This window comes from Pseudactinotalea sp. HY158 (genome assembly GCF_009660225.1).
Classification (GTDB): domain Bacteria; phylum Actinomycetota; class Actinomycetes; order Actinomycetales; family Beutenbergiaceae; genus HY158.
This window is the reverse complement of sequence record NZ_CP045920.1, coordinates 1,279,734-1,306,574: the sequence shown is the minus strand read 5'-3', so window position 1 is coordinate 1,306,574 and position 26,841 is coordinate 1,279,734. Positions and strand designations below refer to the sequence as shown.

Sequence of the window (26,841 nt, the reverse complement as noted above, 5' to 3'; positions counted from 1 at the left end):
TCCGGGTGGCCTCGTAGGGCGAACGTCCCAGGAGGCGTAGTCCGAACGTCCCACGCACGAACTCCACCCGAGTGGGTCGATCAGGCGTCCGCGGACACCGTCGCATCCTGTCCGCGCGCTCCCACCAGTCGCGGCCGGCTCGCCGCGACCCCGGCGATCAGCTGCGCCACGAGCATGACCCCGAGCGCCGCGATCGGGACCGTCCAGCCACCGGTGGCCGACCGGAGGGCACCGAGCCCGATCGGGCCGAGGCCCGCGAGCAGGTACCCGAAACCCTGCGCCATCGTGGAGACCTGCCCGGTGTGATGGGCGTCCGGCGAGCGCCACACGATATAGCTCAACGCCAGGCTGATCGCCGCGCCCTGCCCCAGTCCGAGCAGCGTCATCCACACGTACGGCGCGGCCGTCGGGGCGAGGGCCAGCCCGGCGAACGCGACCCCGCTCACCCCGACGGCGAGCACGATCGGCAGCCAGGCGGGACGTGCCCGCCGGGCCAGGGCCGGGGTCACCAGCGACGCCGCGATCCCGGGGAACGCCGAGAACGACAGCATCCAGCCGGCCTCATCGGCACCCATGCCCGCGCTCGAGAGGATCGAGGGGACCCACGTGAGCGCCGCGTAATAGCTCATGCTCTGCAGGCCCATGAGCGCCGTGACCGCGAGCGCGACCGGATCCCGCAGGATCGCCCGGAGCGCGGGAGCACCCTGCCCACCCCGCCCGCCGGATCCGTCGGCAGAGCGAGCACGAGCCACCCGCCCCGATGAGCGACGCAGCTGCGGGATCCACAGGAGCACGGCGGCCACCGCCGGGATCGCCCACAGCGCGAGCGCCGCCTGCCACACCCCGCCCGCCAGGGGCAGCAACGGCACCGTCAGGCCCGAGGCCAGCGCGGCGCCGACGAACAGCGCCGTGGAGTACAGCCCCATCATGAGCCCCGCCCGATGGGAGAAGTCGCGCTTGATCGCGGCCGGCATCACGACGTTCCCGATCGCGATCGCGGCCCCCACGACGACCGTTCCGGCGAACAGCGCCGACATGCTCGGGTGCAGCCGCAGCACGATCCCGGCCGCGAGCGCGATCATCGTCGCCCCGAGCAGCCGGTGCATGCCGAACCGGCGCGTCAGGGCCGGGGTGAGGAACGCGAACGCGCCGAAGGCGATGACCGGGATCGTGGTCAGCAGGCTCGCCGCGGTGGCCGACAGGCCCAGGCTCGCCCGGATGTCGTCGAGCACCGGCCCCACCGAGGCCACCCCGATGCGCAGGTTCAGCCCGATCAGCAGCAGGCCGGCGGCGAGCAGCAGCCCGCCGAATCTGCCACCGCGGGCGGAGCGGCCCGGCAGCTCGGCGGCGCCGGCAGGGTCGCCGCCCGCCGGTCGAGCCCGAGCAGGCGAGTGTCCGGGGGCGGCCTGCCGCAACGCTGACATGGATCCCGTTTCGTCGTGAGGCGCCCGGACCGAGGCCGGCGGGCGGGCGGCGCGAACCGGCCCCGCCCCGGACATGTCTACCCCGGCGCCCCGGCCGCGAACAATCGCGGGCGTGCCGTCTGTGCGCAACACCACCACGCCGGCGATCCGACCCCCGGACTCAGTTCCCGAGGGGATCCTCCTCGAGCGCTACGCCCTCCCGGCCCGGCTCGCCCGGGCGAGCTGCGCCGTCCATAGGCCCCGGCACGTCGAACGCGGACCCGCGGCGCGCCCGCGAGTACTCGCTCAGCTCCGCCTCCACCGAGCGCGTGTACGGCAGGAAGTACAGCGCCACGATCCCGAGCACGGCGAACAGGATCGGCACGCCCGCGGTCGCGAACCGGATGCCGGCCTGGGCGGAGGCGCTCTGAAGTTCGGCGTGCTGGTCGTAGCCGGCGGCGGCGATGATGAACATGAAGATGGTCGTCTGGGTGCCGATGAGCGGGGCCGACATGATCGCCTTGAGCGACGTGAACGAGCCGGTCTTGCGGGTGCCGGTGAGGCGTTCGTTGTCGTCGATGAGCGCGGCCTCGAGCGCGATCGCGGCGGTGCTCATGATGTACCGCCCGCTCATGAGCACGAAATAGCACAGCAGCACGTGCCACCACTCGCTCGCCCAGAACAGCCCCGCGAGGCCACCGATATAGGGCACCATTCCGGCGAAGATCGACGCGCGCGACCCCACCCGCTTGATCATCCGGGCGAACAGCGGCAGCGCCGCCAGCACGAGGATCATCGACCCGGTGTCGGTGATCGTGGCCTGCGTGCCGGTGCTGCGGATCACGTGATCCATGAAGTACAGGAACGCGGTGAAGTACATGCCCATGGGCGCGAGCGCCGTGGTGCCGTAGGCGAACCAGGCCCAGAACGCCCGCATCCGCATGATCGAGCGGGCATCGGCCCGGAACTGGGCCCAGGTGAGCGCCTGGTCGCCGGCGTCGCCGCGCTCGTACAGCTCGGGCGGATCTTTGAGCGCCAGCGCCGGGACGAGGTAGAGGAGCCCGTTGACCGCCACGACCCCCATGAGCAGCGTCGCGATCGTGGCGCGGCTCGTGATCGCCTCGCCCACGAGCAGCTGGGTGGCCACGACCGTGGCGACCGCCGAGGAGACGTTCCCGATCCACGACTTGCCCACCTCGACGTCGATGCGATCCTCGCGTGTCGGCGCCGCGAGGTAGACATAGCTCGTCGCCGCGATGAGATAGAAGGTGGAGGCCACATCGAACAGGAACAACTCGAGCAGGAACACCCACAGGATCGCCGCCTGCGACCAGTCCGGGCTCGTCCACGCCATCGCCACGAGCCCGAGCAGCATGAACGGGATCGTCCGCCGCATGACGAGCAGGAACTTGCCGCGCCCGGGCCGGTAGCGCATCTTGTCGAGCATGAACCCGAAGATCGGGTCGTTGACCACGTTCCAGATGTTGAACGCCAGGTACACCCAGCCCACGTACGCCGGATCGAGCCCGATCACGTCCGTGTAGAACTTGATATACACGTTGTGGATGAGCACCGTCGACATCCACGTGGCCGGCAGTGGCGTGGCCAGCAGTGCCTTCTGGCGAAAGGTCAGGGCCATCGCCCGCTCCGATCGGTCGTGTTCATCGTCGAACCCGTCATGCACGCCGGCACTGTTCCGGCCCCGTCCCGGGCCTCAGCGCCCGGTCAGTTCGTAGGCGCCCTCCCCCGGCGGGACCTGCACCCAGGCGCCGTCCCGCTCGCACGCGGCGGGCGCGCCGTCCCGTGTGACCGTACATTCTCCCCCGGGCAGGTAGAACAGCGAGGGTCCGCCCGCGCCGGTGCCGCGCCAGCGCGCGCGCAGCGTGCCGCCCGCGACCCGCCAGTCCAGGCCGTCGCCCGCGAAAGCGGCCGGGCGGGGGCGGGTCAGGGCGGCGGCCGCCTCGGACCCGGCGAAGCCCTCCTGCCAGCACCAATAGGTCCACGACCAACCGTGGGCATCGAACAGGTCCTGCAGGAAGCGGGCGTGCTCGCCCACCCCGGGGCCGAGGTCGAGCGCGCCCCACTCCCCCACGAGCACGGGCACGCCGAGCCGCTCGGCGGTCTCCGCGTGACGGGCGAAGATCGTGCCCGCCCGGGTATTGCTCGAGAGCGCGATCGCCGGCGTGTCCACGGTCAGGTCGTACCCGTGCGGGGAGTACAGCCACGCGTCGTCGGCGAGCGGCGGCTGTCCCGAGGGCACGCCCGTGTTCGCGAAATAGGAGTGCTCGCGGGCGATGAGGCCGCGGCCGTCACGCGTACGGACGGCGGCCGTCACCTTCGCCATGAACGGCGCCACGGCCTCGTTCTCGAAGGCCGATACGAGCGGATGGACGGCGTCGCCCACCTGTCGGTGCACGCTCTCGCTATCGAGGTGGGCGAGCTGGGCGAACTTCGCCGCGGGGTCGGCGAAGTCAGCGAGCACCTGCTCGAGGTCCTGCCCGGTCGCGGCGGCGAACGCGCCGATGAGCGCGCCGAAGGTCTCCGGCGCCCCGCTGCCGGGGGCAGGCTCGTTCAGCAGGTCGTAGCCGAGCAGGCCCGGATGACCGGCGAAGCGTTCGGCGACGTGCGCCCACATCGCCGCGAACCGGTCCTGCAGCCCGATTCCGCCGGGGCCGAGGGCGTTCGCCCAGAACCGGTCGAGGGCCTCGTGCAGGGCGGGGCTGGTCAGGTAGGCGTCGCTCCACAGCTCCGTGGCGTCGAACGGCTGCTCGGTCAGGGTGGCCCAGGCGGGGGCGCCGTCCCCGAACGCCTGTGAGTACAGGTCCTGGTGGGAGTCGAGGAGCACGACCATGCCGGCGGAGTGGAGGAGGTCGAGCTGGGTGGCGATCCAGTCGAGGTAGTCCTCGTCGTAGTCGCCCGGGGCCGGTTCGACGGCGGCCCAGATGAGGCCGAGGCGCACGAGGGTGAACCCGCGGGCCGCGAGGTCGTCGATGTCGGCCGGGCTCCAGGGGCCGCGGAAACCGCGCTCGATATAGCTCCCGGTGGTCGCGTGACCGCCCTTGGCCACGAGGTTGATCCCGTGAAACACGCGGTGGCGGCCGTGGGAATCGCGGATCCGCGCGCCGTCGGTGTGGAAGGACATGTGCACTCTCCTGCGTCGCCCCGTTACAACGAGTCCAATCTACTGACGGGGCCGTTCGGATGAGAGCGGTTTGGACGATCGTCTTGCCCGCGTGGTGGCGGCCAGGAAGACCCCCCGACCGGGGGGTTCCCGGCCGACGGGGCCGGGTGGACGCTGTGTGGACCGGACCGAGGAGCCGACATGAACACCGACCCGTTCACCCAAGGAGACGACCAGCCCGTGGTGGTGATCGGCAGCGGCCCGGCCGGGCTGGCCACGGCCGCGGAGCTCACCCGGCGGGGAGTCGGCGCCGTCGTGCTCGAGCAGGGGGCGGGCATCGGCGCCGCGTGGGCGGCCCGCTACGACGGCCTGCGCTTCAATACGAGCCGGCTCCACTCGGCCCTTCCCGGGGCGCCCTTCGAGCGCGCCTGGGGTCAGTTCCCGACCCGGGACCAGTACGTGGGCTACCTCGCGGCGTACGCGCGGTCCCGGCACGTGCGGGTTCGGACCCACGCCCGCGTCGAGCGGCTCGACCGCCGGGGTGGCACGTGGCGGGTGACGACCCCGGCGGGAATCCTGACGACCCGGCACGTGGTCGTCGCCTGCGGGCGATTCAACGTTCCCGTGCTGCCCGACTGGGCCCGCCGGGAACGGTTCGGCGGCCGGCTGATGCACGCCTTCGACTACCGGAACGCGGCCCCGCTCGCCGGACAGCGGGTACTCGTGGTGGGCGCGGGATCGACCGGGATGGAGATCGCCCACGAGCTGGTGGGCGTCGCCGGGACCGTCTGGCTCTCGGTCCGCACTCCCCCGACCATCCTGTTCCGGATGATGCTCGGCGCGCCGGGCGACCTCCCGGTCCCGGTCATGATGCACCTGCCGCCGGCCTGGGTGGACCGCCTGCTCCGGCCGATGCAGCGCCGGGTCGTCGGCAACCTCGCGCCCTACGGCCTGCCCGAGGCGTCGGCGGGCCCGATGACCCGGCTGCGGAACCGCGGCGGGATCGGGGTGGCCGTGGTCGATCCACCGGTGGTCGACTCGATCCGGTCCGGCGCGATCCGGGTGGTCCCGGCCGTGGACTCCCTCGAGGGCGAGCACGCCCGACTCGCGGACGGGCGGCGACTGCGCCCGGACGTCGTCATCGCCGCGACGGGGTACCGGACCGGCCTCGAACCGCTCGTCGGCCGGTTCGGCGTGCTCGACGAGCGGGGCGAACCGGTCGAACGCACCGGGCGTGAATCCGCGCCGGGACTGCGGTTCGTCGGTTACGTCGCCAGGCCGGGGATCACGGGCTACGCCGGCCGGCTGGCTCGGCGGGCCGCATCCGAGATCGCGGCTCGGGAGAGAGCATCGCGACGAGCTCGACGCGGCTCGACGCCGCCAGCTTCGCCAGCACGTTCTTCACGTGGCCCCGCAGCGTCTCGGGAGTGATCCACAGGTCGGCCGCGATGGCCCGGGTGGTCTTGCCCGTGAGCAACAGCTGGGTCACCTCGCGTTCCCGACGGGTGAGCTGATGCAGCCTCATCACGAGCGGTGCCAGGTCGCCGCGCGTGGCGGGGTCGAGCACGAGCACGGTACGCCCCGGCCCCTCCCCGCCCAGCCGCGCGCCGCGCACGATGACGGACTCCCCGGCCGCCGTGCGGGCCCACGCCCGGGCCGGGTCGAGACCGGCGGGATCGACGGCTGCCGGGTCGGGGCCGGCAGCGCCGTCGCCGACGAGCGCCCGGGCCCGTCGCGCCACCTGGTGAAGCACCATCGTGCTCCGCAGGGATTCGTCCTCCGGGTCGCCGAACCACGTGGACACCATCGGCGTCATCGACTCGACCGAGCCGTCGTCCCGGAGCACGATGAGTTCCGGGGTGCCGTCGGCGGGGGCCTCGACCGCCCCGACGGCCAGGCCCGTGCGGATTCCGTCGGCGACATGCGGGGCCACCCGGGCGAGGAGCCCGACCTCGGCCGCCGTGAAGTCGGGCTCGTCGCGGCGCCGCACGAGGCACGCATGGCCCCAGGCGTCCGAGCCGCACGCGAAGACGGCCCGCAGCTCGTCGCCGTAGCCGCGCGGCCGGTAGACACGGCGCCACCGGCTGCTCGCATTCAGGTCGCCGCCGGTCGTACGGCTGAGCGAGGCGGCCGGGACTCCCCGATCGACCATCTCGACGAACCGATTGACGTCCTCGGTCTCGCTCATCTCCGCCTCGATGAGCTCGAGATGGGTGTGCCGGTCGACGCCCTCACCGTAGACGCCGTTCATGAGCATCGTGTCCGGGTCGACGAGGATCCAGCCCGCGGCGGCGTACGGCACGTCGGAGCGGATCCGGGCCGCCACCCACTCGAGCAGGTCCAGCGGATCCTGCGCGCGGGCACAGACCCGCGCGACATCGCGCACGAGTCGGTCCGGCACGCTCCCGCTGCGCCTCATACCCACGATCGTCCCACCGCCGCCGGCGCGGTGTCCACGAGCGGCGCCGGACCGTCACCCACCTCGGGGTGCGTCAGTTCGCGCGCGCCCGGCGCCGCACCGCCGCGAGGATCGCCCCGCCGCCGAGGATCGCCGCGAGGGCCAGCGCGACCGGCAGGGCCGGCTCGCTGCCCGTCCGGGCCAGTTCCTCGTCCGGCGTGGCCGCGGTCGGGTCCGGGTCACTCGACTCCGCCGGGTCCGTGGTCGGGTCGGGCTCGGTCGTCTCCGCCGGGTCCGTGGTCGGGTCGGGCTCGGTCGTCTCCGTCGGGTCGGGGTCGGTCGGGTCCGTGGTCTCGGTCGGGTCCGGGTCGGACGTCTCCGTCGGGTCCGGGTCGGCCGTCTCGGTCGGGTCCGGGTCGGTGGGCTCGGCTCCCCAGACGCTCACGCCGAGGAAGCTGTCGCCGGGCCGGTCGGCGGGGCCGGAGACGTCGTCGACGAGTTCCATGGCACCGGTCGCGGGGTCGATGGTGCCGAGCGCGGTGTGGACCTCCACCTCGCCGGCCACCGTGGATCCGAGCGCCCACAACTGGCCGGCCGCATCGAAGTCGATCGCCTCGATCGCGAACATGGAGTCCTCGTCGCCCTGGAGGATCTCTCGGTGGCCCGAGGTGGCGACCTCGTCGGTCCCGAGATCGACCGGTGCGAGCCTGTGGGAGATGGACTCGACCTGGCCGTCCTCCTCGAGGGCGACGAACAGCAGCCAGGTCTCACCGGTGGGGCTCGTCGAGAGGTCCTGCACCCAGGTGTAGTCGTAGCCGAGATGGTTCGCGACGCGGGTCTCGGGCGTGAACTCGCCGGTGACGGGGTCGATCACGCCGATCTCCACGACGTCGGCGCGATCGTCCAGGGTTCCGTACCCGATGCAGATCGCGCGGAGGAGGCCGCCGGTGTAGTCGGCACCGAGGCAGCCCTCGAGCCGCAGGTCCTCCCGGTCGCCGAGCGCGGAGTCGTACACGATGGCGACGGGCGCGCCGAAGGTGCCGTCGGTGGCGTCCACCGGGACGACGGCGGGCGCTCGGTACAGGTCGGTCTCGGGATCGCCGGTCGGCGGTTCCTCGGGGTCCGGAGCGTCGGGGTCGACCTCGAGCATCTGGGTGGTCGGAAGGTCGTCCGGCGCGTCGACCGGAGCGGATTGGAGTACCGCGTACCCCTGGCCGTCCTCGTCGACGTCGAGCCCCCCGCCGATCACCCAGCCGCCGCTCGACCAGCCCGTGATCGGCCCGCCCGCGGCCACGGACGCCGCCGTCACGGAGTCGAGGTCGAAGAGCCGGGTCACCGCGTCCGCGGGCTCGAGGTCGTCCCCCTCGGCATCGACGACGATCTGGGTCAGGGCCGTGATCCGCTGCCCGTCCGGGAGTGGATCACCGGGGGCGGCGGCCGTCGGCACGGATCCGGCGAGGAGCACGGCGCAGGCTCCGGCACCCGCGAGGGCGGCGCGTCGTGGACGGGTTGCGGTCATGTGTGGCTCTCCTTGGATGGGGTCGGCGGCCGCGCCGGGGGCCTTCGCGATCGACTCCGGGCAGGGCCGTCATCGACTCCGGGCAGGGCCCGGCGCAGCAGCGGCCCACTCTTGCAGCGGCCGCTCACAAACCGCTCACAAGAACGCCCCCTCGAGGATTGATCCTCGAGGGGGCGATCCTCACCTCATCCGGTGCGATGATGCGGTGCCGTCCTATCGGCCGCGGGGGTGGCTCCGGCGCCGCATGGTGAGCAGCACGGCACCCGCAAGCACGAGCGCGGCCGTCGCGATCCCGAGCGGCCCGGCGGACAGGCCGGTGTCCGGCATCGCGCCCCCATCACCCGCATCGCCCGACGGCTGCACGGACGGATCGGACGAGTCGGACGGATCCGCATCGCCGCCCGGGCCGCCGGGTGTCGGATCGGTCGGATCCGTCGGGTCCGGGTCCGTCGGGTCCGTCGGGTCCGGGTCGGTCGGGTCCGTCGGGTCCGGATCCGTCGGGTCGGTGGGATCGGTGGGCGCCGCCTCGGTCGTCACGGCCGCGGAGGCCGGCGACTCGGCACCGGCCCCGAGCGCGTTGAGCGCCGTGACGGTCGCCGTGTACGTGGCCCCGGGAACGAGGTCGGTGAAGTCCGCCGAAGTCGTTCCCGCGTCGACCGTGACGGTCGCGGCATCGGCGTCGCCGGAGAGCGAGACGCAGTACCCGGTCACGGCGGAGCCGCCGTCGTCGCTCACACCGGACCAGCGCACGGTGATCGTCGTCGGCGCCGTCAGCTCGGCCGCCGGCGCGGCCGGCCGGGCCGGCACGGTCATCTCGACGAGCCCGTCGATCGCGGCGACGAGACCGTCGCGGGCCGCCGTGTAGTCCGCGTGGGACGCGCCGGCGGCAAGACCCCGGGCCTGGGCGAGCGCGTCCTCGAACGCCTCGACGCTCTCCCGCGTGTACGCGGTCGTGTCGAGCGATTCGGCCGCGTCCACGACCTCGGCCAGTTCCCGAACGACCACCCATTCGAGCTGCTCCTGGGCCGCGTTCAGCACCCAGAGCGCGTCGTCGACCTCCGGCTGGAGCGAGGTCGGATCCTCGAGGGTGACCTGAGCGTCCTGGAGGGCGCGTTCGAAGACCCCGAAGTCCACCGCGATGTACCTGTCGCGCTGCGGCAGCAGGTCGCGGGCGGCCTCGACGGCCTGGCGCAGCTCGGTCAGGTCCGCCCCGCCGAACTCGAACCAGTCGAAGTTCGCCACGTAGGGATGCCCGGAGTCGGTGCGCGCACGCATCGTGATCACGAGGGTGTGCACGCCGGTGACCTCCGCGGGCAGGGCAGCGGTCACGGTGCGGTAGGCGCTCCAGCTCGTTCCCGTGGTGGGCAGGGGGATCGTCGCGATCGGGTCGTTCGCCGCGTCGTCCAGTCGCACCTCGATCAGCGCGCCGGGACCGGTGCGCCCGGAGTTGTTCGCGTACCGCACCGACAGGGTGCTGAACTCGCGGGCCGACAGGTCGACGTCGTCGTAGGTGAGCACGCCGCCGTCCCAGGTGCCGCCGACGTTGCCGATCGTGTTGCCGGCGTCGTCGGTGCTCGTCTCGGTCTTGAGCCCGTTCCCGTTCGAGTCCGTGAACGCCTCGGCCTCGACACGCGCGGTCTGCGCCTCGGAGCCGTCGCCCGGGCTCGAGAACTGCGCCCAGTCGATGTTCCCGATCCACGGCCGCGCCTCGGTGGTCGAGCCCTCGAACACCAGGTAGAGCGTGTGGGAGCCCTCGAGCAGCGACGGGTCGGACAGGGTGTGCTCGACCGTGGTGTAGTCGCTCCAGCTCGATCCCGACGACGGGAGGGCGACCTCGTCGAGGAGCGGGCCGTCCGGGGCATCCAGGCGCAGCGCCACGCGCGAGTCGGCGGGGCCGCGTCCGCTGTTGTTCACGTAGCGGATCGTGAACGTCTCCGGCGGGGCGCCTGCGAAGTCCAGGTCGCCGTAGGCGATCCAGCTGCCGTCGCGCACCCCGCCGAGGTTCCCGAGCGGGACGCCGCTGGAGTCGGTGCTCGATTCGGCCTTGAGGTCGCCGCCGGACCAGTCGTCGCTGCTCTCGGCCTGCAGCCGGCGGTGCGGCGACTGCGCGATCGACAGCGACCCCACGGCCCCCTGGAGGTCGTAGAACGCGCTGCGCAGGTCCTCCTCGCTCGCGTCCTCGTCGGCGAGCAGGTCTCGGGCGGCGGTCCGCGCCGCCTCGAAGCCGGCGAACGTGGACGACGCGTAGTTGCCCTTCTCGATGAGGCGCACCCGTTCGTAGAGGTCGGCGAGCTGCGCGTGCCACTGTCGGTCGAGGGCGACGGTGAAGGCGCGCAGCCCGAGGCCGTCACCGCTGATCGACGGCGCCGGCGTGGCCTCGAACGCGCCGTCGGCGAAGCGGAGCACGAAGCTCGCGCCGCGCTCGATCGTGCCGTGCACCCGCAGGTCCAGGGTGCTCGGTCCGGTCTTCTCGGCCGCGGCCTCGAGGCCCGCCGGCAATCCGGGCAGGGTGAGGTCGCCGTCGGCCACGAGATCGCGGCCCTCGGCGCCGGCGAAGCGGGCGCCGTGCATCGTGAGCACGACCGACTCCTCCAGCGCGCCGTCGGCGCCCGCCCGCATGGTCAGCCGGTCCGCGCTCACGGTGACGCCGGCGAAGGTGACCCGCAGATCGAGGGCCGGCGGGGCGTCGTCCAGGCGCTGCGCGAACGCCGCATCGGTCACACTCAGACGCAGGTCGTCGGTGCTGTCGAGCGGGGTGGAGGCGGCGGCCCGGCCCGTGAGGGAGAGCTGCACCGTGCGGTCGTCGACCCGGATCGCCGAGAGGGTGAGGCCGGCCGGGACGCCGCTCGCCTCGATCGCCCCGCCGGCGGCGAGGTCGTCGCCGTCCGCGCCCGCGAACGCGCCGTCCGCCAGGCTCAGGGTGAGCGAGTTGCCGATCGACCCGTCGCCGGCGGGCGCCTCGTGGAACTCGCGCGAGTCGAGCGACACCGGGGAGTCCGGTTCGTAGATCGAGCTGTCCACGGAGTCGCTCAGCGAGGGCGGGGCGATGCCGTCGGCCGCCCAGTCGGACGGCTCGGAGCCCATGGTGAACGCGAGCTCGCCGCCGGCCATGAGCTGGTCGTAGGTCACCCACGTGCGGTCGAAGGCGGCGCCGTTCAGCCGGGCCGACTGGATGTAGTAGGAGTCCGCGGAGACGCCGTCGGCCGAGATCGTGAAGCTCGAGCCCGAGGGGTAGGTGATCGTCGTGCGCTCGAAGAACGGGCTGCCGATCTGGTACTGGTCCGACCCGAGGTTGACCGGGAAGAGGCCGAGGCCGGCGGCGACGAACATCGACGACATCGTGCCGGTGTCGTTGTCCATGGTCGGCAGGAAGCCCTGCGGGTCGAGCGAGTAGACCCGGGTCTTGACCGGCGGGGTGAACTCGCCACCGGAGGAGGGCGCGTAGCTCGTGGACCCGGTGGCGATGTACCGGTTCCAGGTCTTCTCCGTGTAGATGCTGCGCACCCAGTGCTGGGTCTTCGACGGCGCGCCCACGTAGTTGAACAGGTACGGGGCCTGCAGGTCGATCTCGTTGGCGTTCGAGTGGAGCATCCGCGACCCGTCGTCGGGCGCCTGCTCGCCGAACATGTAGCTGAGCGCGGCGAGGGTGTTCTCCCGCCCGCCCATGAGGTCGATGAGGCCGCCCATGTCGGGGGCCATGTACCAGTGGTACTGCCAGGCGGTGCCCTGGTAGAGGTTGCCTGCCTGGAACCGTTCCGGGTCGATGTCCGCGAAGGTGCCGTCGGCGCGCCGGGGCAGGTTGAGGCCCACGGTCGTGCCGTCGGGCAGTTCGACCGCATTCTCGGAGAAGATGTTGACCCAGTTCGTCGCGCGGTCGCGGTAGGCGCGGGCCTCGTCGGTGTACCCGAGCGCCGTGGCGATGGTCGACATCGCCCAGTCGTCGTAGGCGGTGCCGAGGGTCTCGTCCATCTCGTTCGCGATGTACCCGAGCTCGACGTTCGACTCGTCCGCGTAGCGTCCCTGGGATTCGGTCACGAGCCCCGGCCAGGCCTGCGCGAGCCCGGTCGGCTGCGCTCCCTTCGCGATCGCGTCGGCGAGGACGACGGCGGCTCGCTCGAATCGCACCGTCGGCACCGCGTGGGTCAGGCTCCCGAGCCTGCTCGCGCCGCTGTCGCCGAGGCCCGCGAACAGGTCGACGATCGATTGGGCCATGTCGGCGTAGAGGTCGGGGTAGGCGATCGCCAGCGCCCCGTACTTGCGGAAGTCGTCCCAGAAGCCCCAGCCGTCGTAGTGGGTGTACCCCTCCGCCTGGCGGATCGTGCCGTCGAGGGAGCGGTAGGTCCCGCTCGTGCTCGTGGCGTTCACGGGGGTGGCCAGCATCCGGTAGAGGTGGGTGTAGAACAGCCGGGCGAGCGTGCCGTCCGGGTCGCTCGTCGCGCTGGTCGAGATCGCCACCCGGCCGAGCAAGTCCTCCCAGGCGGCGCGGGTGTCGGTGCGGATCTGGCCGAAAGTGCGATCGGCGATCTCGACGCCGAAGTCGACGGCGGCCTGCTCGGCGCTGATCGTCGAGATCGCCACCTGCAGGCCCACCTGCTCGCCGGCCTCGACGTCGAAGTCGAGGATCGCGCCGATGTCGGTGCCGGCCCGGTTCTTCGAGGTCGTGCTGAGCATCCGGTTGCCGCCCCACGTGCGCACGGCGGCCGTGGGCGCGGTCGACTCCGCGTAGTAGAAGAGCCGGTACTCGTAGCCGTTGAAGTAGCCGACGACCTCCCCCGAGAGCGCGGCCCGGCCATCGGGCAGCTCGGTCACCGCGAGGGTCGCGTCGCGCCGGTCGGTGAAGTTGTTGGCCAGGTCGAGCACGAGCGAGGCCGTGCCCGCCTCCGGGAAGGTGAAGCGATCCCAGCCGGCGCGGGTGTCCGTCGTCGCCTCGGCCACGATCGGGTCGGCGCCGGGGGCATCGCTGACGTCGGAGTCGGTTCCCTCGGTCGTGGTCAGGTCGACCCGGTAGTACCCGGGCGAGGCCTCCTCCGCGTCGTGGGAGTAGGTCTTCGCGTAGGAGGCGCGGTCGGGCCGCTGCGTGTAGTCGACGTAGGTCGGGACGACGAGCAGGTCGCCGCCCGCGCCGCTGCCGCCGACGCCGTCGAGGTTCGTGTGCGTGAACCCGGCGATCTGGTCCTCGGCGTAGTCGTAACCGGTGTGCGAGCGATCGGGGGTCGTCATCGGGTTGATCTTGACGAGCGAGTTCGGCGCCTGCGCGCCCGGGAGGTCCTGGCCGTAGTCGTCCTCGGTCGAGACGAACGGGTCGACCAGCGAGGTCACGTCGGTCACGGGGGTGGCCGCGGGCGTGATCGCCGGTTCGGGCGCCGCGCTCGCCGAGATCGCCCCGCCGGAGACGAGGGCGGCGGCGAGCACGAGGCTCGCGGATGCATGGGCTGTGCGGGTGAAGATCACGGGGGTCCTAGCGTGCCGGCTGCCCGGCCAGTGGCTTGACAGCGTTGTCAGAAGGTCCACGTACCGTAACACGCACGCGTCGACCGCGACACCCCCGATCTGTCGGTACTCCATCTCGCCGATCATTTCCACACCCAGGGTGGAACCCGTCGCCCGCTGCCGCTAGAATGAATCGCTCTACGTAATTTGATTCAGTAGGCGGAGCGCATGAACACGAGCACCGTGAACGCAGCCATCGAAAGCGCCCGCACGGCTGCCGGCCTCTCTCAGCGCGCCCTGGAGAACCGCACGGGCATCTCCCAATCGACCCTCAACCGCATCCTGACCGGCAAACGGGCGCCGAAGATGACCGAGTTGATCCAGATTGCCGCCGCCACCGGCTGTACCGTCACGCAACTGACGGGTACGGCCGTCGCGAACCGTGTGCAGTGCGCGGCCCGTTCCACCAACGGGGCCACCATGGAGGGCATGCGGCAACGACTGCTGCACTTCATCGAACTCGATGCCTACCTGGACGACCAGGCGATCTCGACGACACGCTGACCCGGGGGGACCATGACAAGCGAACAGCAGGGCCGAGCGGCAGCGGCCGCCTTCCGCGCCGAGCACCACCTCGGCTTCCAACCCCTGGGGGATCTCGTCGCGCTCATCGAGCGCGCCACCCCACACGACGTCACCATCCTCGACGCGACGCCCGACGAGCACGGCCTCACCATGCGCGATCCGGTTCGCGGCGTCGCGTTCATCGGCATCGCACGCACCCGCAATCCCATGCGGCAGCGCAGCACCCTCGCCCACGAGCTCGCCCACGTTGTCTTCGATGATTGGGACGGCACGCCGAGCCTCACGAGCCGGTCACCACAAGAGGTCCGGGCTGACGCGTTCGCGCGCCACCTCCTCGTACCCCTTCAAGGTGTCGCGGAACTCCTCGGTGATCGCGACAGCGTAGCCGCACGAGATCTCTCCACCGTCGTCCAGTCGTTCTTGGTCTCTCCGGCGATGGCAGCCATCGCTCTTCAGAGCTGCGGCTATATCGATGAATCCACCAAGCACGAATGGATGACGCTGTCGACGCTCCACCTGGCAACGCGCTTCGGCTGGAGCGACCAATACGCCTCGCTACAGAACGATGCCGACCGGCTACGCTCACCGCAGCGGCTCCTCGCTCGCGCGATCAACGGCTACGGCGAAGGCGTCATCAGCGCACAGGCCATTGCGACCCTCAGGGGAATCAGCCTCGAAGCGGCCACCGATGAGCTCTCAGCCGCCGGAATCATCCCTCGGACCCCTCGGCCACCGTGGCTGTCCGCCGCAGACCTACCCATGGTCTCCGTCGATCTCAGCGACCTGGACGACGAACCTCCCGAGGGCACCACGGCATGACCTCTCGCCCGATCATGGACGACGGGCTCGCTCCCTTGATGTCCACGGGCCTCATGGAGCTTCCCTGCTGGACGCAGTAGCTCGAACCGGTCCCACCCCGCCCGCTCACGCCGCCCGGCGCCGGGCCTGGGCCTCCATCTGCTCGAGCACGACGACCACGGCGTCCTCGCGCCGGTCCGGCGGATAGTCGTACTTGATGAGCAGCCGCTTGACGTTGCGCCGCAGGGTCGCGCGGACGTCGTCGCGCACCGCCCAGTCCGTCTTCACGTCCCGGCGCATGATCCGCACGAGTTCGCGGGCGATCTGGGCCAGCACCCCCTCCCCCTGCAGCTCCAGGGCCGCGTCGTTCGTGGCCACCGCATCGAAGAACGCGAGCTCGTCCGGGTTCAGGGGCGGGTCGAAGAGCCGGCCGCGGTCCTTCTCGGCGCGCACCTCGTTCGCCACCTGCACGAGTTCGGCGATGACCTCCGCCGAGGTGAGGTTCGAGTTCGTGTAGCGCACCATGATCGCCTCGAGCCGATCGGAGAAGGCCCGCGCCCGGATCGTGTTCCCGCGGGTGGCCGCCCGGCTCTCGCGTTCGATCAGCGCCCGGAGCAGTTCGATCGTCACCTGCGGGGTGGCGCTTCGCTGGGCACCGGCGAGGAACGTGGCGTCGAGCTGATCGATGCGCTGCACGCCGAGGCCGGCGGCCTCGTAGACGTCGAGCACCTCGCCCGAGGTGAAGGAGCGGGCGGCGAGATCGGCGAGAAGGCGAGCGACGTCGTCCGGAATCGGCTCACCGCGCGCGTGCCGGTCCTCGGCGTCGACCTTGCCCATCCACACGCGCACCTCCTCGTAGAAGCGGGCCTCGGTCGCGAGTTCGGCCAGGCCCTCGCTCCGGCCGCACAGCGCCCACGCCCGGGTGAGCCGCCCGGCGAGCCGGCGGAACCGCTCCTGGCGGGTCTCCTGCCCCGCGGGCACCTGGTTGCCCGGGGTGCGCGGGCTGCGCAGCCAATCGACGACCTGGAGTGCGGCGCTCGCGTAGCCGCGCCCGTCGACGCCCACCCGCTCGAGCTGGGCGCGCCAGTCGGAGCCGCCGAGCAGGTCGCGCAGCTGCAGCACGAGCGCCCGTGCGAGCCCCGCGGCGTCCTCGACCGTGCGCCCGACCGGCCGGGAGTCCCGGTCGCGCTCGGTGTACTCGGCGAGCGCGTCCCGCAGGTTCTCGGCGATCGGTGCGTACGCCACGAGCAGCCCGGCGTTCTTGCCGCGGAAGGTGCGGTTGACCCGGGCGAGGGTCTGCATGAGCAGCGCCCCGCGCATCGGCCGGTCGAGGTAGAGGGTGTGCAGCGGCGGCGCGTCGAAGCCGGTGAGCATCATGTCCTTGACGATCACGAGCTCGAGTTCGTCGTCCGGATCCTTGAGGCGCCGCTTGATCACGTCGTTCTGGGACTCGCGGCGCACGTGCTCGGAGATCGGCGGCGCGTCGGCGGGCGTGCCGGAGTAGACCACCTTGATGCGGCCCCGGTCGAGGTCGTCGTGGTGCCAGTCCGGGCGCAGCGTGACGATCTGCTCGTAGAGCCGCGCGCAGATCTCGCGGGTGGCGGCCACGATGAGGCCCTTGCCGGGTGCTCCCTCGCTTGTGGACGACGCCCGCACCAGTTCCGCAACGGCGTCACGTCGCGCCTCCCAGTGGGTCACGAGGTCGGCCGCGAGTTCGCGCATGCGGGTGGGGGCGCCGTAGACGGCGTTGATCACGGCGACGGAGCGTTCGAGGCGCTCGCGTTCGGCGTCGTCGAGCCCGGTCGTGACCTCGTCGGCGGTCGCGTCGATCTCCTCGGCGGTCACGTCCTCGGCGAGGCCGACCTTGACGAGCCGCGACTCGAAGTAGACGGGCACGGTGGCGCCGTCCTCGACCGCGCGGGTGAGGTCGTAGGTGTCGATGACGTCCCCGAAGACCTCGCGGGTGTTCCGGTCGGCGGTGTCGATCGGGGTGCCGGTGAAGGCGAGTAGGGTCGCGTTCGGCAGTGCGTTCTTCAGGTGCCAGGCGTAGCCGTCGAGGTTGTCGTAGTGGCTGCGGTGCGCCTCGTCGACGATGAGGAGGATATTCGAACGTTCGGAGAGCATCGGATGGGCGGCGCCGGCGTCCCGCTCCTCATGGGTGAGACCGAATTTCTGCAGGGTGGTGAAGTAGATGCCGCCGGTGCGCCGGGAACTGAGGGCCTCGCGCAACTCGGAGCGACGCCGCACCTGGCGCGGCTGCTCGGGCAGCAGCTGGGAGCGGGCGAACGTCGCGTACAGCTGGCCGTCGAGCTCGGTGCGGTCGGTCACCACGACGATCGTCGGGTTCTCGAGTTCGGGACGGCGGGCGACGAGCGCGGCGTACAGCTCCATCTCCATCGACTTGCCCGAGCCCTGTGTGTGCCACACGACGCCGGCCCGGCCGTCACCGGCGACGGCGGCCACGGTGGCCTCGACCGCCTTGGTCACCGCGAAGTACTGGTGGGCCTTGGCGATGCGCTTGGTCAGGCCGTCCTCGCCGGAGTCGAAGGCGACGAAGGACCGCATGAGCTGGAGGAATCGGGCGTGGTCGAAGAGTCCGTCGATCAGCACGTCGAGGGCGGTGTCCCGGTCGACATCGAGATCGAGCAGGAGTGGTTGCTGCGGTCCGTCGAGGCCCTCGCTCGCATCGGGCGGGCCGCCGGGGGCGACAACCGCGCCGGTCGCGTCGACGTTCCACGGGGCGTAGTGCTCGAGCGGGGTGAACGGGGTGCCGTAGCGGGCGGTCACACCGTCGGAGACCACCGTGAGCACGCAGAACCGGAAGGCGCTCGGCAGCTCCCGCACGTAGGTGGCGATCTGGGCCTGCGCGGTGGCGATGTCGTCGCCGGCACTCGCGTTCTTCAGCTCCATCACGACCACGGGCATCCCGTTGAGGTAGAGCACGAGGTCGAACCGGCGCTCGACCTCGCCCGAGATCACCGTGACCTGGTTGACTGCGAGCCATTCGTTCTGCCCCGGCGCGGCTCCGGTGAGCCGGATCGAGGGCGAGCGTTCTCGGCCCTCGTCGATATAGGTGAGGCGGTAGCCGTCGGTGAGGTAGCGGTGGATCCGCTCGTTCTCGGCGATCGCATCGGCCGAGGTGGCGCGCAGGATCTCGGCGGCGGCCTGGTCGAGGTACTGGCGGGGAACCTCGGGGTTGAGCCGCCGCAGCGCCGACCGCAGCCGCGACGGGATCGCGAGCTCGGCCCACGACTCGCGCTGCGACTGTGCGCCGAGGGCCGCGTAGCCGGGATGACCGACGGCGCTGCTCGCCCCGGGCGCGATCTCACGCCCGGAGAGCGGCTGCCAGCCGAGGTGCTCCTCGGCGAGCCGCTCGAGCGCGAGCTGTTCCCAGTCGGATTCCCGCACGGTGCCTCCATCGCTTCCGGTTGTGGGCGAGCCTATCGGCGCCGCCCAGGGCAGCATGGCAGCAAGTGATCGCGCTCGATCGCCTGGAGGCGATAACCCTACTGATCGGCCCTCTGGCACACCCGGCGGTGCGGGCGGGCCGCATGCTCGTCAACGGTCACGACGGCGGCGTGCCATGCGCGAGGTCCGACGGCCTCGAAGGAGAACTCGAAGATCGCGGGCATGGTGGCGTTCCTCCAGGATGGGGCACCTGTGGCGATCGACCAGGCCGTCTGTTGTCGAAATGAGACTCGGTAGGTCGGCCAGTGCCCGCGCACCACCCATCGAGACCAGGGTCGTTCGGACGGTGCTCCGGATAGTCATCCTGTCGCCCCTCGCCGTCGAAGTCGGGCTCACGGTGGTCGGCGCCAATCATGCGATCCATCTCGAACGCGAGTGGTATCCGGTCGAGGGCAGTTCCAAGCGTCCTCCGACGTGATCCCGGAGCTCGAACAGACGGTCGCGATCTGCTAGCTGGAACGGTCGCGATCTGCTAGCTGGAACGTCCGCGATTCGCCATCTGCGCTGGTGACAGGCACAGCAGGTCGGGCGGTCGACACGGCTGCGTCGACCTTGCCCCGCCTGCCCCGGCCGTGGATGGCATCCGGGGTACCGCCCATCGGCCCCAGGAGCCATCGATGACGCCGACGGCCTCCACGGGTCTCATCCTCACCGACGAATTCACCGATGCCCTCGAGCGGCTCGAGCGCGGCGAGAATCTTTTCCTCACCGGAGGGGCGAGGACGGGGAAGTTGACGCTCATCCGGCACGTCCCCTCCTCGGCGATCCGCCGGTCGGGTCGAGGTTGCGCGAGCCTCTCTCCGACAGCATCGAGCAGGTGGCCGATTTCATCGGCACGCAGTTCTCGTCACTCGCTCATAATGTGCTCAGGTCCGCTTCGGTGGCGTAGATCCCCAATTCGGCCAGTTCGGACGGAGTCTCCTCGAGTGCCCGGGCACGTTGCGATGTCGTCTGCGGAATGACCCACGGCTCGGAGAGCGCCCGCACGTCCGTCGCCCACTCGGGTACTGCTTCGCCCATGACACGCAGTGCCCTGGCGGCCAGCACCCGCAGGAGCGCGTCGAAGCGCGCATCGGGGATCTGCCGAGGCTCCACGGACCATTCCGCGATGTCCTCCGGCTCGCCGAGTCCACGAAGGTGTTCGATTCCCTGGATCAGCATCCGCATTGCCCGCGACTCGTCGCCGGCGACGAGAGCCTCACGTGTGGCCTCGGCGCTCGAGCGCGCGGTCATCCAACGGCGCTTCTCGCCGTGCGCGTCCCGCAGCTCGGAGGCGGTGACCAGGCGGTGGATCTCGGGCTGGCTGCGCCCCATCGCCTGGGCAATGCGGCGCTGACTCATGCCACCCCTGGCGGCCCGCGCTGCGGTATTGCGCAACAGCCGTGACGCTTCTGCTCGCATCAGCCCCGCCGTCCGGGCCGCCGTCAGAAGTTCGTGTTCCAGGATGACCACCTCCGCAGATAGCAGAGCCTATCCCCTCGCCTTCCACGCTTCCCGCTCACATCACCGCGCCGGCGAGGCCCCGCTGGGAGGAGCGTCTCGCATAGGCGTCGCGGCGGATGGTCAGCCGCGAACGGGCTCCGGGGAGCCCGCTTTCCGAATGGGGAGTTCCTGGTCCGCGTCGGGACCGGGGACCGCCCGGCGCCCGGCCTCGGGCGGCACGAGCAGGGTGATCGCCGCCCCGGCGAGCGCGGCGACCGCCCCCACGAGGAAGCACAGTTGGAAGGCGCCGCTCGTCGGAATCGACGGACCGCCGGGGGCCATCTCCTGCAACTGGCTGGTGAGCAGCGCCGCCATGACGGCGCCCGCGGTGGTCGTGCCGATCGCGCGCATGAGGCTGTTCACGCCGACGCCCGAGCCCGCCTCGCCGGCGGGAACGTTGTCGAGGATGAGTGTGGGCATCGCGGCGTAGCCGATCCCCACCCCGGAACAGGCGACGATTGTGGCGAGCATGAGCTGCCACGGCGATCCCATGAGGAACAGCGCCATGAAATAGCCCGCCGAGAGGACCACGGCCCCCACCGCGAGCGTGATCCGGGCGCCGTACCGGCGGATCATTCGGCTCGAGACCGGGGCCATGGCCATCATCATGAGGCCGCCGGGGGCCATCCACAGCCCGACGGCCAGGATGCTCTGGCCGAGTCCGTAGCCGGTCGCCTCGGGCGCCTGCAGCAGCTGCGGCACCACGATGCTCTGGGCCATCATCCCGAAGCCGATGAGCACGGCGGCGGTGTTGGTGAACAGCACGGGCCGCAGCGCCATCGTGCGCAGGTCGACCAGCGCGCTGCGCCGTCGCAGCTCATAGGCGCCCCAGGCGAGGAGCACGGCGAGTCCGCCGCCGATGCAACCCCAGGTCGTCGCAGAGCCCCACCCCCATCCCGATCCCTTCGACACACCGACGAGCAGGACGGCCAGGCCGACGCTCAGACCGAGGATCCCCACGCCGTCCAGACGCCCCGACCGGGCCGAGCCCGTGGCGGGCACCAGCAGCCACGAGAAGGCGAGCACGAGGACCGCCAGGGCCGCCGACACCCAGAAGAGGCCGTGCCAGGAATACGACTGGGCGATCCATGCCGCCAGCGGCAGCCCGAGCGCGCCGCCCACGCCGAGGGTGGCGCTCACCGCGGCGACCGCGCCGGTGCGCAGGTGCGGCGGGGCCACCTCGCGCACGAGCGAGATCGCCACCGGGATGTATCCCATCGCCGCCCCCTGGAGGGCGCGCCCCACGAGCACCGGCGCGAGGGTCGAGGAGAGGGCCGTGATGAGCGAGCCGACGAGCAGGACGGCCGCCGAGGTCACGAGCACGTGCTTCTTGCCGTACATGTCGGCGAGGCGGCCGGCCACGGGCATCGCGATGGCTCCCGCGAGCAGCGTCACGGTCACGACCCAGGAGGCGTTGCTCGCGCTCGTCGACAGCAGTGCCGGCAGCTCCGACTGGATCGGGATGACGAGCGACTGCATGAGCGCTCCGGCCATGCTTCCGAAGCACAGGACCGCGATGACGAGGGAGGAGGGCCGGGTGGCGAATTGGGTGCGTGACCCCATGAAGATCCTTACAGTATGTAACTTACATAGAACCGTGGATAAGGTAGCCCTACGCGAAGCCGCACGTCAACACGGAGGAACGATGGTCACGAACGCAGCCGGAGCGGGCCCCGGCACGCCCACGCCCCAGACCCTCTTCGACGCGCACCCCGGCCGGCACGTCGCCGCGGAGTTCCACCGCCTCGACGCCACCCGGCGGGTGGTCGAGCGGCAGGCATCGCTCACCCGGGCCGAGCGGCGCCTGCTCTGGCTGCTGGCCGACGGGCGCCCGCGCACCTTCCGGGAGATCGCCGAGGAGCTCGGGCTCGAACAGTCAACGGTCAACCGGCAGGTCAACGGGGCCGCCGCCGACGGCCTCGTCGAGTCGATCGAGATCCGCCCCCGGCAGGTCCGCCCGAGTGATGCGGGGCTGCGCTCGTTCACCGGGTCCATCTCGCACCAGCTCGACACCTACGAGGCCGCGCTCGCCCGGTTCGACCCGGCCGACCGGGAGAACTTCACCTCGCTGCTCGGGCAATTCGTGGCGCACTACGCCGAGGCGGCCGCCGATGCCGAAGCGGCCCGCGACCGCCCACCCCGCGCGCCCGGGGCGTGAGCCGGGCGGCCGCCCATTCCACCCATTCCGCCTATTCCTTGACCGCCCCGCTCGAGACGTTCATGATCCGCTTCTGGAAGACGAAGAACGCGACGGCCACCGGAATGGTCATGATGGCCGCGGCGGCGAGCTTGATCGGATACTGCGTGCCCGCGGACAGCGCACCCGAGGAGAGTTGGGCGACCCCTTTCGTCAGAGTGAACAGGTCCGGCCTGTCGGAGGCGATGATGAAGTGCGACAACTCGTTCCACGACCCCTGGAACGAGAGGATGACGATGGTGATGATCGCAGGCCGCGCCATCGGCAGGACCACCGACCAGAAGATTCGGAACGTGCTGGCGCCGTCGATGCGGGCGGCCTCCTCCACGCTCACGGGGATGGACTCGAAGAAGTTCTTGATGATGAAGATGCCCGCGGCGTCCACGAGCAGCGGGATGATGAGGGCCGCGTACGTGTTGTAGATGTTCAGTTGCTTGAGCACCAGGAACTTCGGGATGAGGAGCACCACGCTCGGCACGGCCATGATGGCCACGAGCGTGGCGAACACCGTGCCCCGGCCGGGGAAGCGGAGCCGTGCCAGCGCGTAGCCGGCCAGTGCGTCGAAGAACACCCGGCCCACGGTGACGACCACGGCCACGATCGCGGAGTTCCTGAACCACAGCGGGAAGTCGGACGCGGAGAAGAGTCGCTGATAGGCGGCGACCGTCCACGTGTGGGGTAGTCCGAGTGGATTGGCCACCGCCTCGGGCTGCGACTTGAACGACGTCAATACGTTGACGACGAACGGATAGATGTAGATCACGGCGAGCACGATGAGCACGAGCGTGGCGATGTAGGTGCCCAGATGCGGGCGCAGACTCCAGCCCGCGTGCTGCTGCTGGTGCGAGCGAGGCGCAACGACGTCAGACATGACCGTCCTCCTCCGTGCCGGGGGCCTTCGACTGCTTCTTGCGGTCGGCGATCGTGGTCCCGTCGCCGAACACGAACCGGTGCCGTCGGGGCACGGTGGTGTGCTCGCGCAGGGTCGCGCGTTGCACGATCGTCATGATGACGATGATCGCGAAGAGGATGAACGCGATCGCGGCGCCTTCGCCCCAGTGCTGCCGCTCGAAGGAGGCCTCATAAGAGAGATACGCGGGGGTCAGCGTGGTCTTGGCGGGGGCACCCTTCGTGCCGGTGTAGATCTGGTCGAACACCTGCCACGTGCCGATCAGGCCGAGCGTGATCACCGTGAACAGGGTCGGGCGCAGCATCGGGACCGTGACCCGGCTGAAGCGCTGCCAGGCCGTGGCGCCGTCGACGCGCGACGCGTCATCGATCTCCTCCCCGATGCTCTGCAGCGCCGCGATGAACAGCAGCATGAACGTGCCGGAGGTCGTGAAGATGGCCATGATGATGAACACCGTCATCGCCACGCTCGGCCCGGCGATCCACTCCCACCACGACAGACCCAGCAGCGGACTCGCCTGGAGGGCGGCGGGGCTGTGATCGACGCCGAAGGCCCCGAGGAGGAGGTGCACCAGGCCGCGCGGTTCGGACATCCAGTTCGGGCCGTCGACGCTCAGGTACGACAGCGCCTTGTTCACGGCCCCCTCCGGGGAGAAGAGGAACAGGAACAGGACGGTGATCGCCACCGAACTCGTGACCGACGGGAAGTAGAACGCGGTCCGGAAGAATCCGCGAGCGCGCAGCAGCCGCCGGTTCACCATGACCGCCAGGGTCAGCGACAGGGCCGTCTGGATCGGCACGACGAGAATCACGTAGTAGACGTTGTTCCGGAGCGAGACCGCGAAGTCCTTCTCTGCGAGCCCTCCCTGCGTCGTCAGGGTGGCGTAGTTGTCGGCCCCGACGAACGAGACGTTCGAACTGAAGGGGCTGCCGCGGCCGCTCCAGTCGGACACGCTCACCCACGCGGCCATGATGATCGGCAGCACGAGGAACAGCAGCAGCAGCACGACCGCGGGGGCGATGAAGATCCACCCGGAGATCGCCTGGGGCCGGTTTCGTTTCGACCACGCTCCCGGGGTGCGGATCCTGCCGCTTCTCGTGGAGCCATGCGCGTCGCTCATGTCGAGACCCCTTCCTGCCGTGCGCGCGATCCGCACGGCGCCGAGGCTGTGGGCCGGGCCGATCGGCTCACCGAGGGGCCCGGCGACCGGGGATGGCTAATCCAGTGTCGCGGCCAGGTTCTGTTGCACCGACTTGAGGATCTGCGCGGGGTCGGCGCCGGGAAGTCCCTGCAGCTGCGAGTTGAAGTCGGAGATGACGACGGATGCGCCTTCGTTCACCGGACCCGACTCGGCGTAGTCGGCGCCGGCGATGAAGGCCGCCTGGTCGGGGAACTCCTTCGCCCACTGGTCGCGAACCGACTGGATCGAGGGCATGACGCCGAACGCCTTCGCGAAGGCCATCTGTTGATCGGCGCTGGTGAGGAACTCGACGAACTTCGTGGCATCGGCGACGTCACCGCCCGTCGCCACGCCCCAGCAGTTCGTGAACAGCAACGTGCCCTTTCCCGCCGGGCCGGCGGGGAGCTCGACCACCTTGTAGTTGATCTTGGGATAGTCGCTGGCCATCGCGCCGACGATCCAGTTGCCCTCGATCACCATCGCTGCCTTGCCGATTCCGAGCGCCTCGCCGCCCCACCCGGCGCCGAGGTCGGCCGCGAACTTGGCGTTGCCGCTCTCGAGCAGGCTCTGGACGTACTTCAGGGCCTTGAGGTTCTCGGGGGAATCGACGGTGGCCTTGGTGCCGTCGTCGTTGACCAGGGACCCGCCCGCCTCGGCCATGAAGGCGCCGATTCGCGCCCATTCGGGGGTGAAGCTCAGGCCGGCGTGATCACTCGTCGTCAGCTTCGCCGCGACGTTCGACAGGTCGTCCCAGGTCGTGGGGATGTCGCTGTCGGTCAGCCCGGCGTCCTTCCACATGTCCGTGTTGATCACGAGTGCGAGAGTGGAGAAGTCCTTCGGCGCGCAGTAGGTCGTGCCGCCGACGGTGAACGCGGAGACCAGGTTCGGGTAGAAGTCCGCGGTGTTGTCGAGCTTGTCGAAGTACGCGGCGAGCGAGCCGTTGTTGGCATAGGCGGCGACCTGGTCGGTGCTCAGGTAGAACAGGTCGGGCGGCGAGCTTGCCGCGAAACCCTGACTCAGCTGCTGGTTGAGGTCGGCGGCCACCTGCACGGTGACATCCACGCCGGAGCTCTTGGACCAGGTGGCCGCGGCGTCCTTGACGGCCTTCGTCTCGGCCTCACCGGATGAACCGATGAGGAGCGTGAGCGAGCCACCGCCCGAGCCGCTCGAACCCTCCGTGGCACCGCCGCCGCCGTTGTCGTCGTCGAACCCTCCCCCGCCGCCACAGGCGGTCAGGGCGAGCGCGCCGGCGCTCACGAGGGTCAGGGTCGAGAGCCATGTTCGTGTCTTCATCTTTCTCTCCGTTCGGGTGATAGCTCAGCCGCCGGACTGGACCGGGGATGTTGACGAACGTCGGGTGAGGCTGGGTTCGATGAGCGCGTTGGGCATCGTCGGGTGGATGAGCCGTTCGAGGACGGCGTCCGCGACCCGGGTCAGCGGCTGGGCGATCGAGGTGAGGCCGATCGCGTGGGCGACCGGGGAGTCGTCGAACCCGACGATCGACGTCGACAGCCCGAGTTCGGATCGTGCGGTCATGGCTCCCAGGGCCACGATGTCGGAGACGCACACGACGGCCGTCACGGCCGATAGCAGATCGCGCGCGGCCGCCGTTGCCGCATCGGTCGCGTTCTCGCACGCGCGGTGCCAGGGTGACGCCTCGCCGGGCTGGACCCCGCGGGCGAGGAGGGCGTCGCGCCATCCGTGGAATCGGTCGTCACCCACCCCGGAGCCCTGGGGCCATCCCAGGAAGCCGATCCGCCGGTGGCCCAGCTCCCACAGGTGGCCGACCGCGAGCGCGACCCCCGCCGCGCCGTCGACATCGACCCACGGATGCGGGGATGCGGCGTCCGACCATGCCCGGCCGAAGGTGACGTACGGTGTCGAGGACTTCGAGAGCCAATTCCCGCGCGGATCGTCTCGATGGGTGTTCGTGACGGCGAATCCGTCGAGGTCGGCCTGCAGGCGCAACTTCCGATAGTGGGCGATCTCATCCAGGTCGTCGACGGTCGCGAACAGCAGGATCCGGTAGCCGTGGGCCTGGGCGGCGGAGGCGAGGGCGTGGATGAAGCGGTCCCCGATCGGGTCCGGGCTCGAGGCCCGGGTGGTCCGCAGCCCGTACCCGAAGACGCGGGATCGACCCGTCTTGAGCTGGCGAGCGGCGAGGGAGGGGTGGTAGTCGAGCTGCTCGACGGCGGCCAACACCCGATCGCGGGTGTCGGGCCGGACCACCTGGGGGCAGTTGAGCGTGTTCGACACGGTCTGACGGGAGACCCCCGCCGCAGCAGCGACCGTGGCCACAGTGACGCGTGGAGCAACCATGCTCTGCCTCCTTGCTCGCCCGTCGCCGAAC

17 protein-coding genes and 1 pseudogene are annotated in these 26,841 nt (G+C 70.9%); 4 read left to right on the top strand and 14 right to left on the bottom strand.

The features are described 5' to 3' along the window. Positions 1 to 80: 80 nt before the first annotated feature. From GCE65_RS05755 to GCE65_RS05745, 3 genes are all read right to left on the bottom strand, one after another. Positions 81 to 1,424, bottom strand: coding sequence for an MFS transporter (locus GCE65_RS05755; protein WP_153877714.1), 1,344 nt, complete (start codon positions 1,422 to 1,424; stop codon positions 81 to 83). A gap of 160 nt (positions 1,425 to 1,584) precedes the next feature. Then, positions 1,585 to 3,087, bottom strand: a complete 1,503-nt coding sequence (locus tag GCE65_RS05750) for an MFS transporter (protein ID WP_153877713.1) — start codon at positions 3,085 to 3,087, stop codon at positions 1,585 to 1,587. Positions 3,088 to 3,117: 30 nt separating this feature from the next. Next, on the bottom strand, positions 3,118 to 4,545 hold the full coding sequence (locus GCE65_RS05745) for a glycoside hydrolase family 5 protein (protein WP_153877712.1): 1,428 nt from the start codon (positions 4,543 to 4,545) through the stop codon (positions 3,118 to 3,120). A gap of 180 nt (positions 4,546 to 4,725) precedes the next feature. Here GCE65_RS05745 and GCE65_RS05740 point away from each other — a divergent pair, with 180 nt between their 5' ends. After that, positions 4,726 to 5,955, top strand: coding sequence for an NAD(P)/FAD-dependent oxidoreductase (locus GCE65_RS05740; RefSeq protein WP_153877711.1), 1,230 nt, complete (start codon positions 4,726 to 4,728; stop codon positions 5,953 to 5,955). Here the strand turns inward: GCE65_RS05740 and GCE65_RS16525 are convergent. From GCE65_RS16525 to GCE65_RS05725, 3 genes and pseudogenes are all read right to left on the bottom strand, one after another. Beyond that, a pseudogene (locus tag GCE65_RS16525) lies at positions 5,933 to 6,049 on the bottom strand (LuxR C-terminal-related transcriptional regulator); the annotation flags it as partial. The gene GCE65_RS05740 and the pseudogene GCE65_RS16525 overlap by 23 nt on opposite strands. A 967-nt stretch (positions 6,050 to 7,016) precedes the next feature. Beyond that, complete coding sequence (locus tag GCE65_RS05730; RefSeq protein WP_153877709.1) at positions 7,017 to 8,441, bottom strand: hypothetical protein; 1,425 nt, start codon at positions 8,439 to 8,441, stop codon at positions 7,017 to 7,019. A gap of 213 nt (positions 8,442 to 8,654) precedes the next feature. Then, the gene (locus tag GCE65_RS05725; protein ID WP_153877708.1) at positions 8,655 to 13,892 is read right to left on the bottom strand and encodes a glycoside hydrolase domain-containing protein; all 5,238 of its coding nucleotides are present in this window, start codon (positions 13,890 to 13,892) and stop codon (positions 8,655 to 8,657) included. Positions 13,893 to 14,099: 207 nt separating this feature from the next. Here GCE65_RS05725 and GCE65_RS05720 point away from each other — a divergent pair, with 207 nt between their 5' ends. Beyond that, positions 14,100 to 14,435, top strand: coding sequence for a helix-turn-helix transcriptional regulator (locus GCE65_RS05720; protein WP_152910358.1), 336 nt, complete (start codon positions 14,100 to 14,102; stop codon positions 14,433 to 14,435). Positions 14,436 to 14,447: 12 nt separating this feature from the next. Then, the gene (locus GCE65_RS05715; RefSeq protein ID WP_153877707.1) at positions 14,448 to 15,275 is read left to right on the top strand and encodes an ImmA/IrrE family metallo-endopeptidase; all 828 of its coding nucleotides are present in this window, start codon (positions 14,448 to 14,450) and stop codon (positions 15,273 to 15,275) included. Positions 15,276 to 15,380: 105 nt separating this feature from the next. Here GCE65_RS05715 and GCE65_RS05710 read toward each other — a convergent pair whose 3' ends face one another. The 4 genes from GCE65_RS05710 to GCE65_RS05700 form a co-directional block, all read right to left on the bottom strand. Further along, entirely contained in the window at positions 15,381 to 18,719 is a 3,339-nt protein-coding gene (locus GCE65_RS05710; protein WP_153877706.1) for a type I restriction endonuclease subunit R, read from the bottom strand. Between the two features lie 41 nt (positions 18,720 to 18,760). Beyond that, the gene (locus tag GCE65_RS16825; protein WP_255475301.1) at positions 18,761 to 18,886 is read right to left on the bottom strand and encodes a hypothetical protein; all 126 of its coding nucleotides are present in this window, start codon (positions 18,884 to 18,886) and stop codon (positions 18,761 to 18,763) included. Positions 18,887 to 19,577: 691 nt separating this feature from the next. Then, the gene (locus GCE65_RS05705; protein ID WP_153877705.1) at positions 19,578 to 20,174 is read right to left on the bottom strand and encodes a hypothetical protein; all 597 of its coding nucleotides are present in this window, start codon (positions 20,172 to 20,174) and stop codon (positions 19,578 to 19,580) included. Between the two features lie 111 nt (positions 20,175 to 20,285). Continuing rightward, positions 20,286 to 21,767, bottom strand: coding sequence for an MFS transporter (locus tag GCE65_RS05700; RefSeq protein ID WP_153877704.1), 1,482 nt, complete (start codon positions 21,765 to 21,767; stop codon positions 20,286 to 20,288). 82 nt (positions 21,768 to 21,849) lie between these two features. On the opposite strand from GCE65_RS05700, the gene GCE65_RS05695 reads away from it, so the two are divergent. Beyond that, complete coding sequence (locus GCE65_RS05695) at positions 21,850 to 22,362, top strand: MarR family winged helix-turn-helix transcriptional regulator (RefSeq protein ID WP_153877703.1); 513 nt, start codon at positions 21,850 to 21,852, stop codon at positions 22,360 to 22,362. 31 nt (positions 22,363 to 22,393) lie between these two features. On the opposite strand, the gene GCE65_RS05690 is transcribed toward GCE65_RS05695, so the two are convergent. The 4 genes from GCE65_RS05690 to GCE65_RS05675 all read right to left on the bottom strand — a co-directional run bounded on the left by GCE65_RS05690 (position 22,394) and on the right by GCE65_RS05675 (position 26,810). Beyond that, complete coding sequence (locus GCE65_RS05690; protein WP_152910351.1) at positions 22,394 to 23,272, bottom strand: carbohydrate ABC transporter permease; 879 nt, start codon at positions 23,270 to 23,272, stop codon at positions 22,394 to 22,396. Next, the gene (locus GCE65_RS05685; protein WP_153877702.1) at positions 23,265 to 24,431 is read right to left on the bottom strand and encodes a carbohydrate ABC transporter permease; all 1,167 of its coding nucleotides are present in this window, start codon (positions 24,429 to 24,431) and stop codon (positions 23,265 to 23,267) included. The genes GCE65_RS05690 and GCE65_RS05685 overlap by 8 nt, the downstream gene beginning before the upstream one ends. A 96-nt stretch (positions 24,432 to 24,527) precedes the next feature. Next, positions 24,528 to 25,784, bottom strand: a complete 1,257-nt coding sequence (locus GCE65_RS05680) for an extracellular solute-binding protein (RefSeq protein WP_152910349.1) — start codon at positions 25,782 to 25,784, stop codon at positions 24,528 to 24,530. Positions 25,785 to 25,808: 24 nt separating this feature from the next. After that, positions 25,809 to 26,810 (bottom strand): LacI family DNA-binding transcriptional regulator, encoded by a 1,002-nt coding sequence (locus GCE65_RS05675; protein ID WP_153877701.1) that lies wholly within the window; start codon positions 26,808 to 26,810, stop codon positions 25,809 to 25,811. Between the last annotated feature and the right edge of the window lie 31 nt (positions 26,811 to 26,841).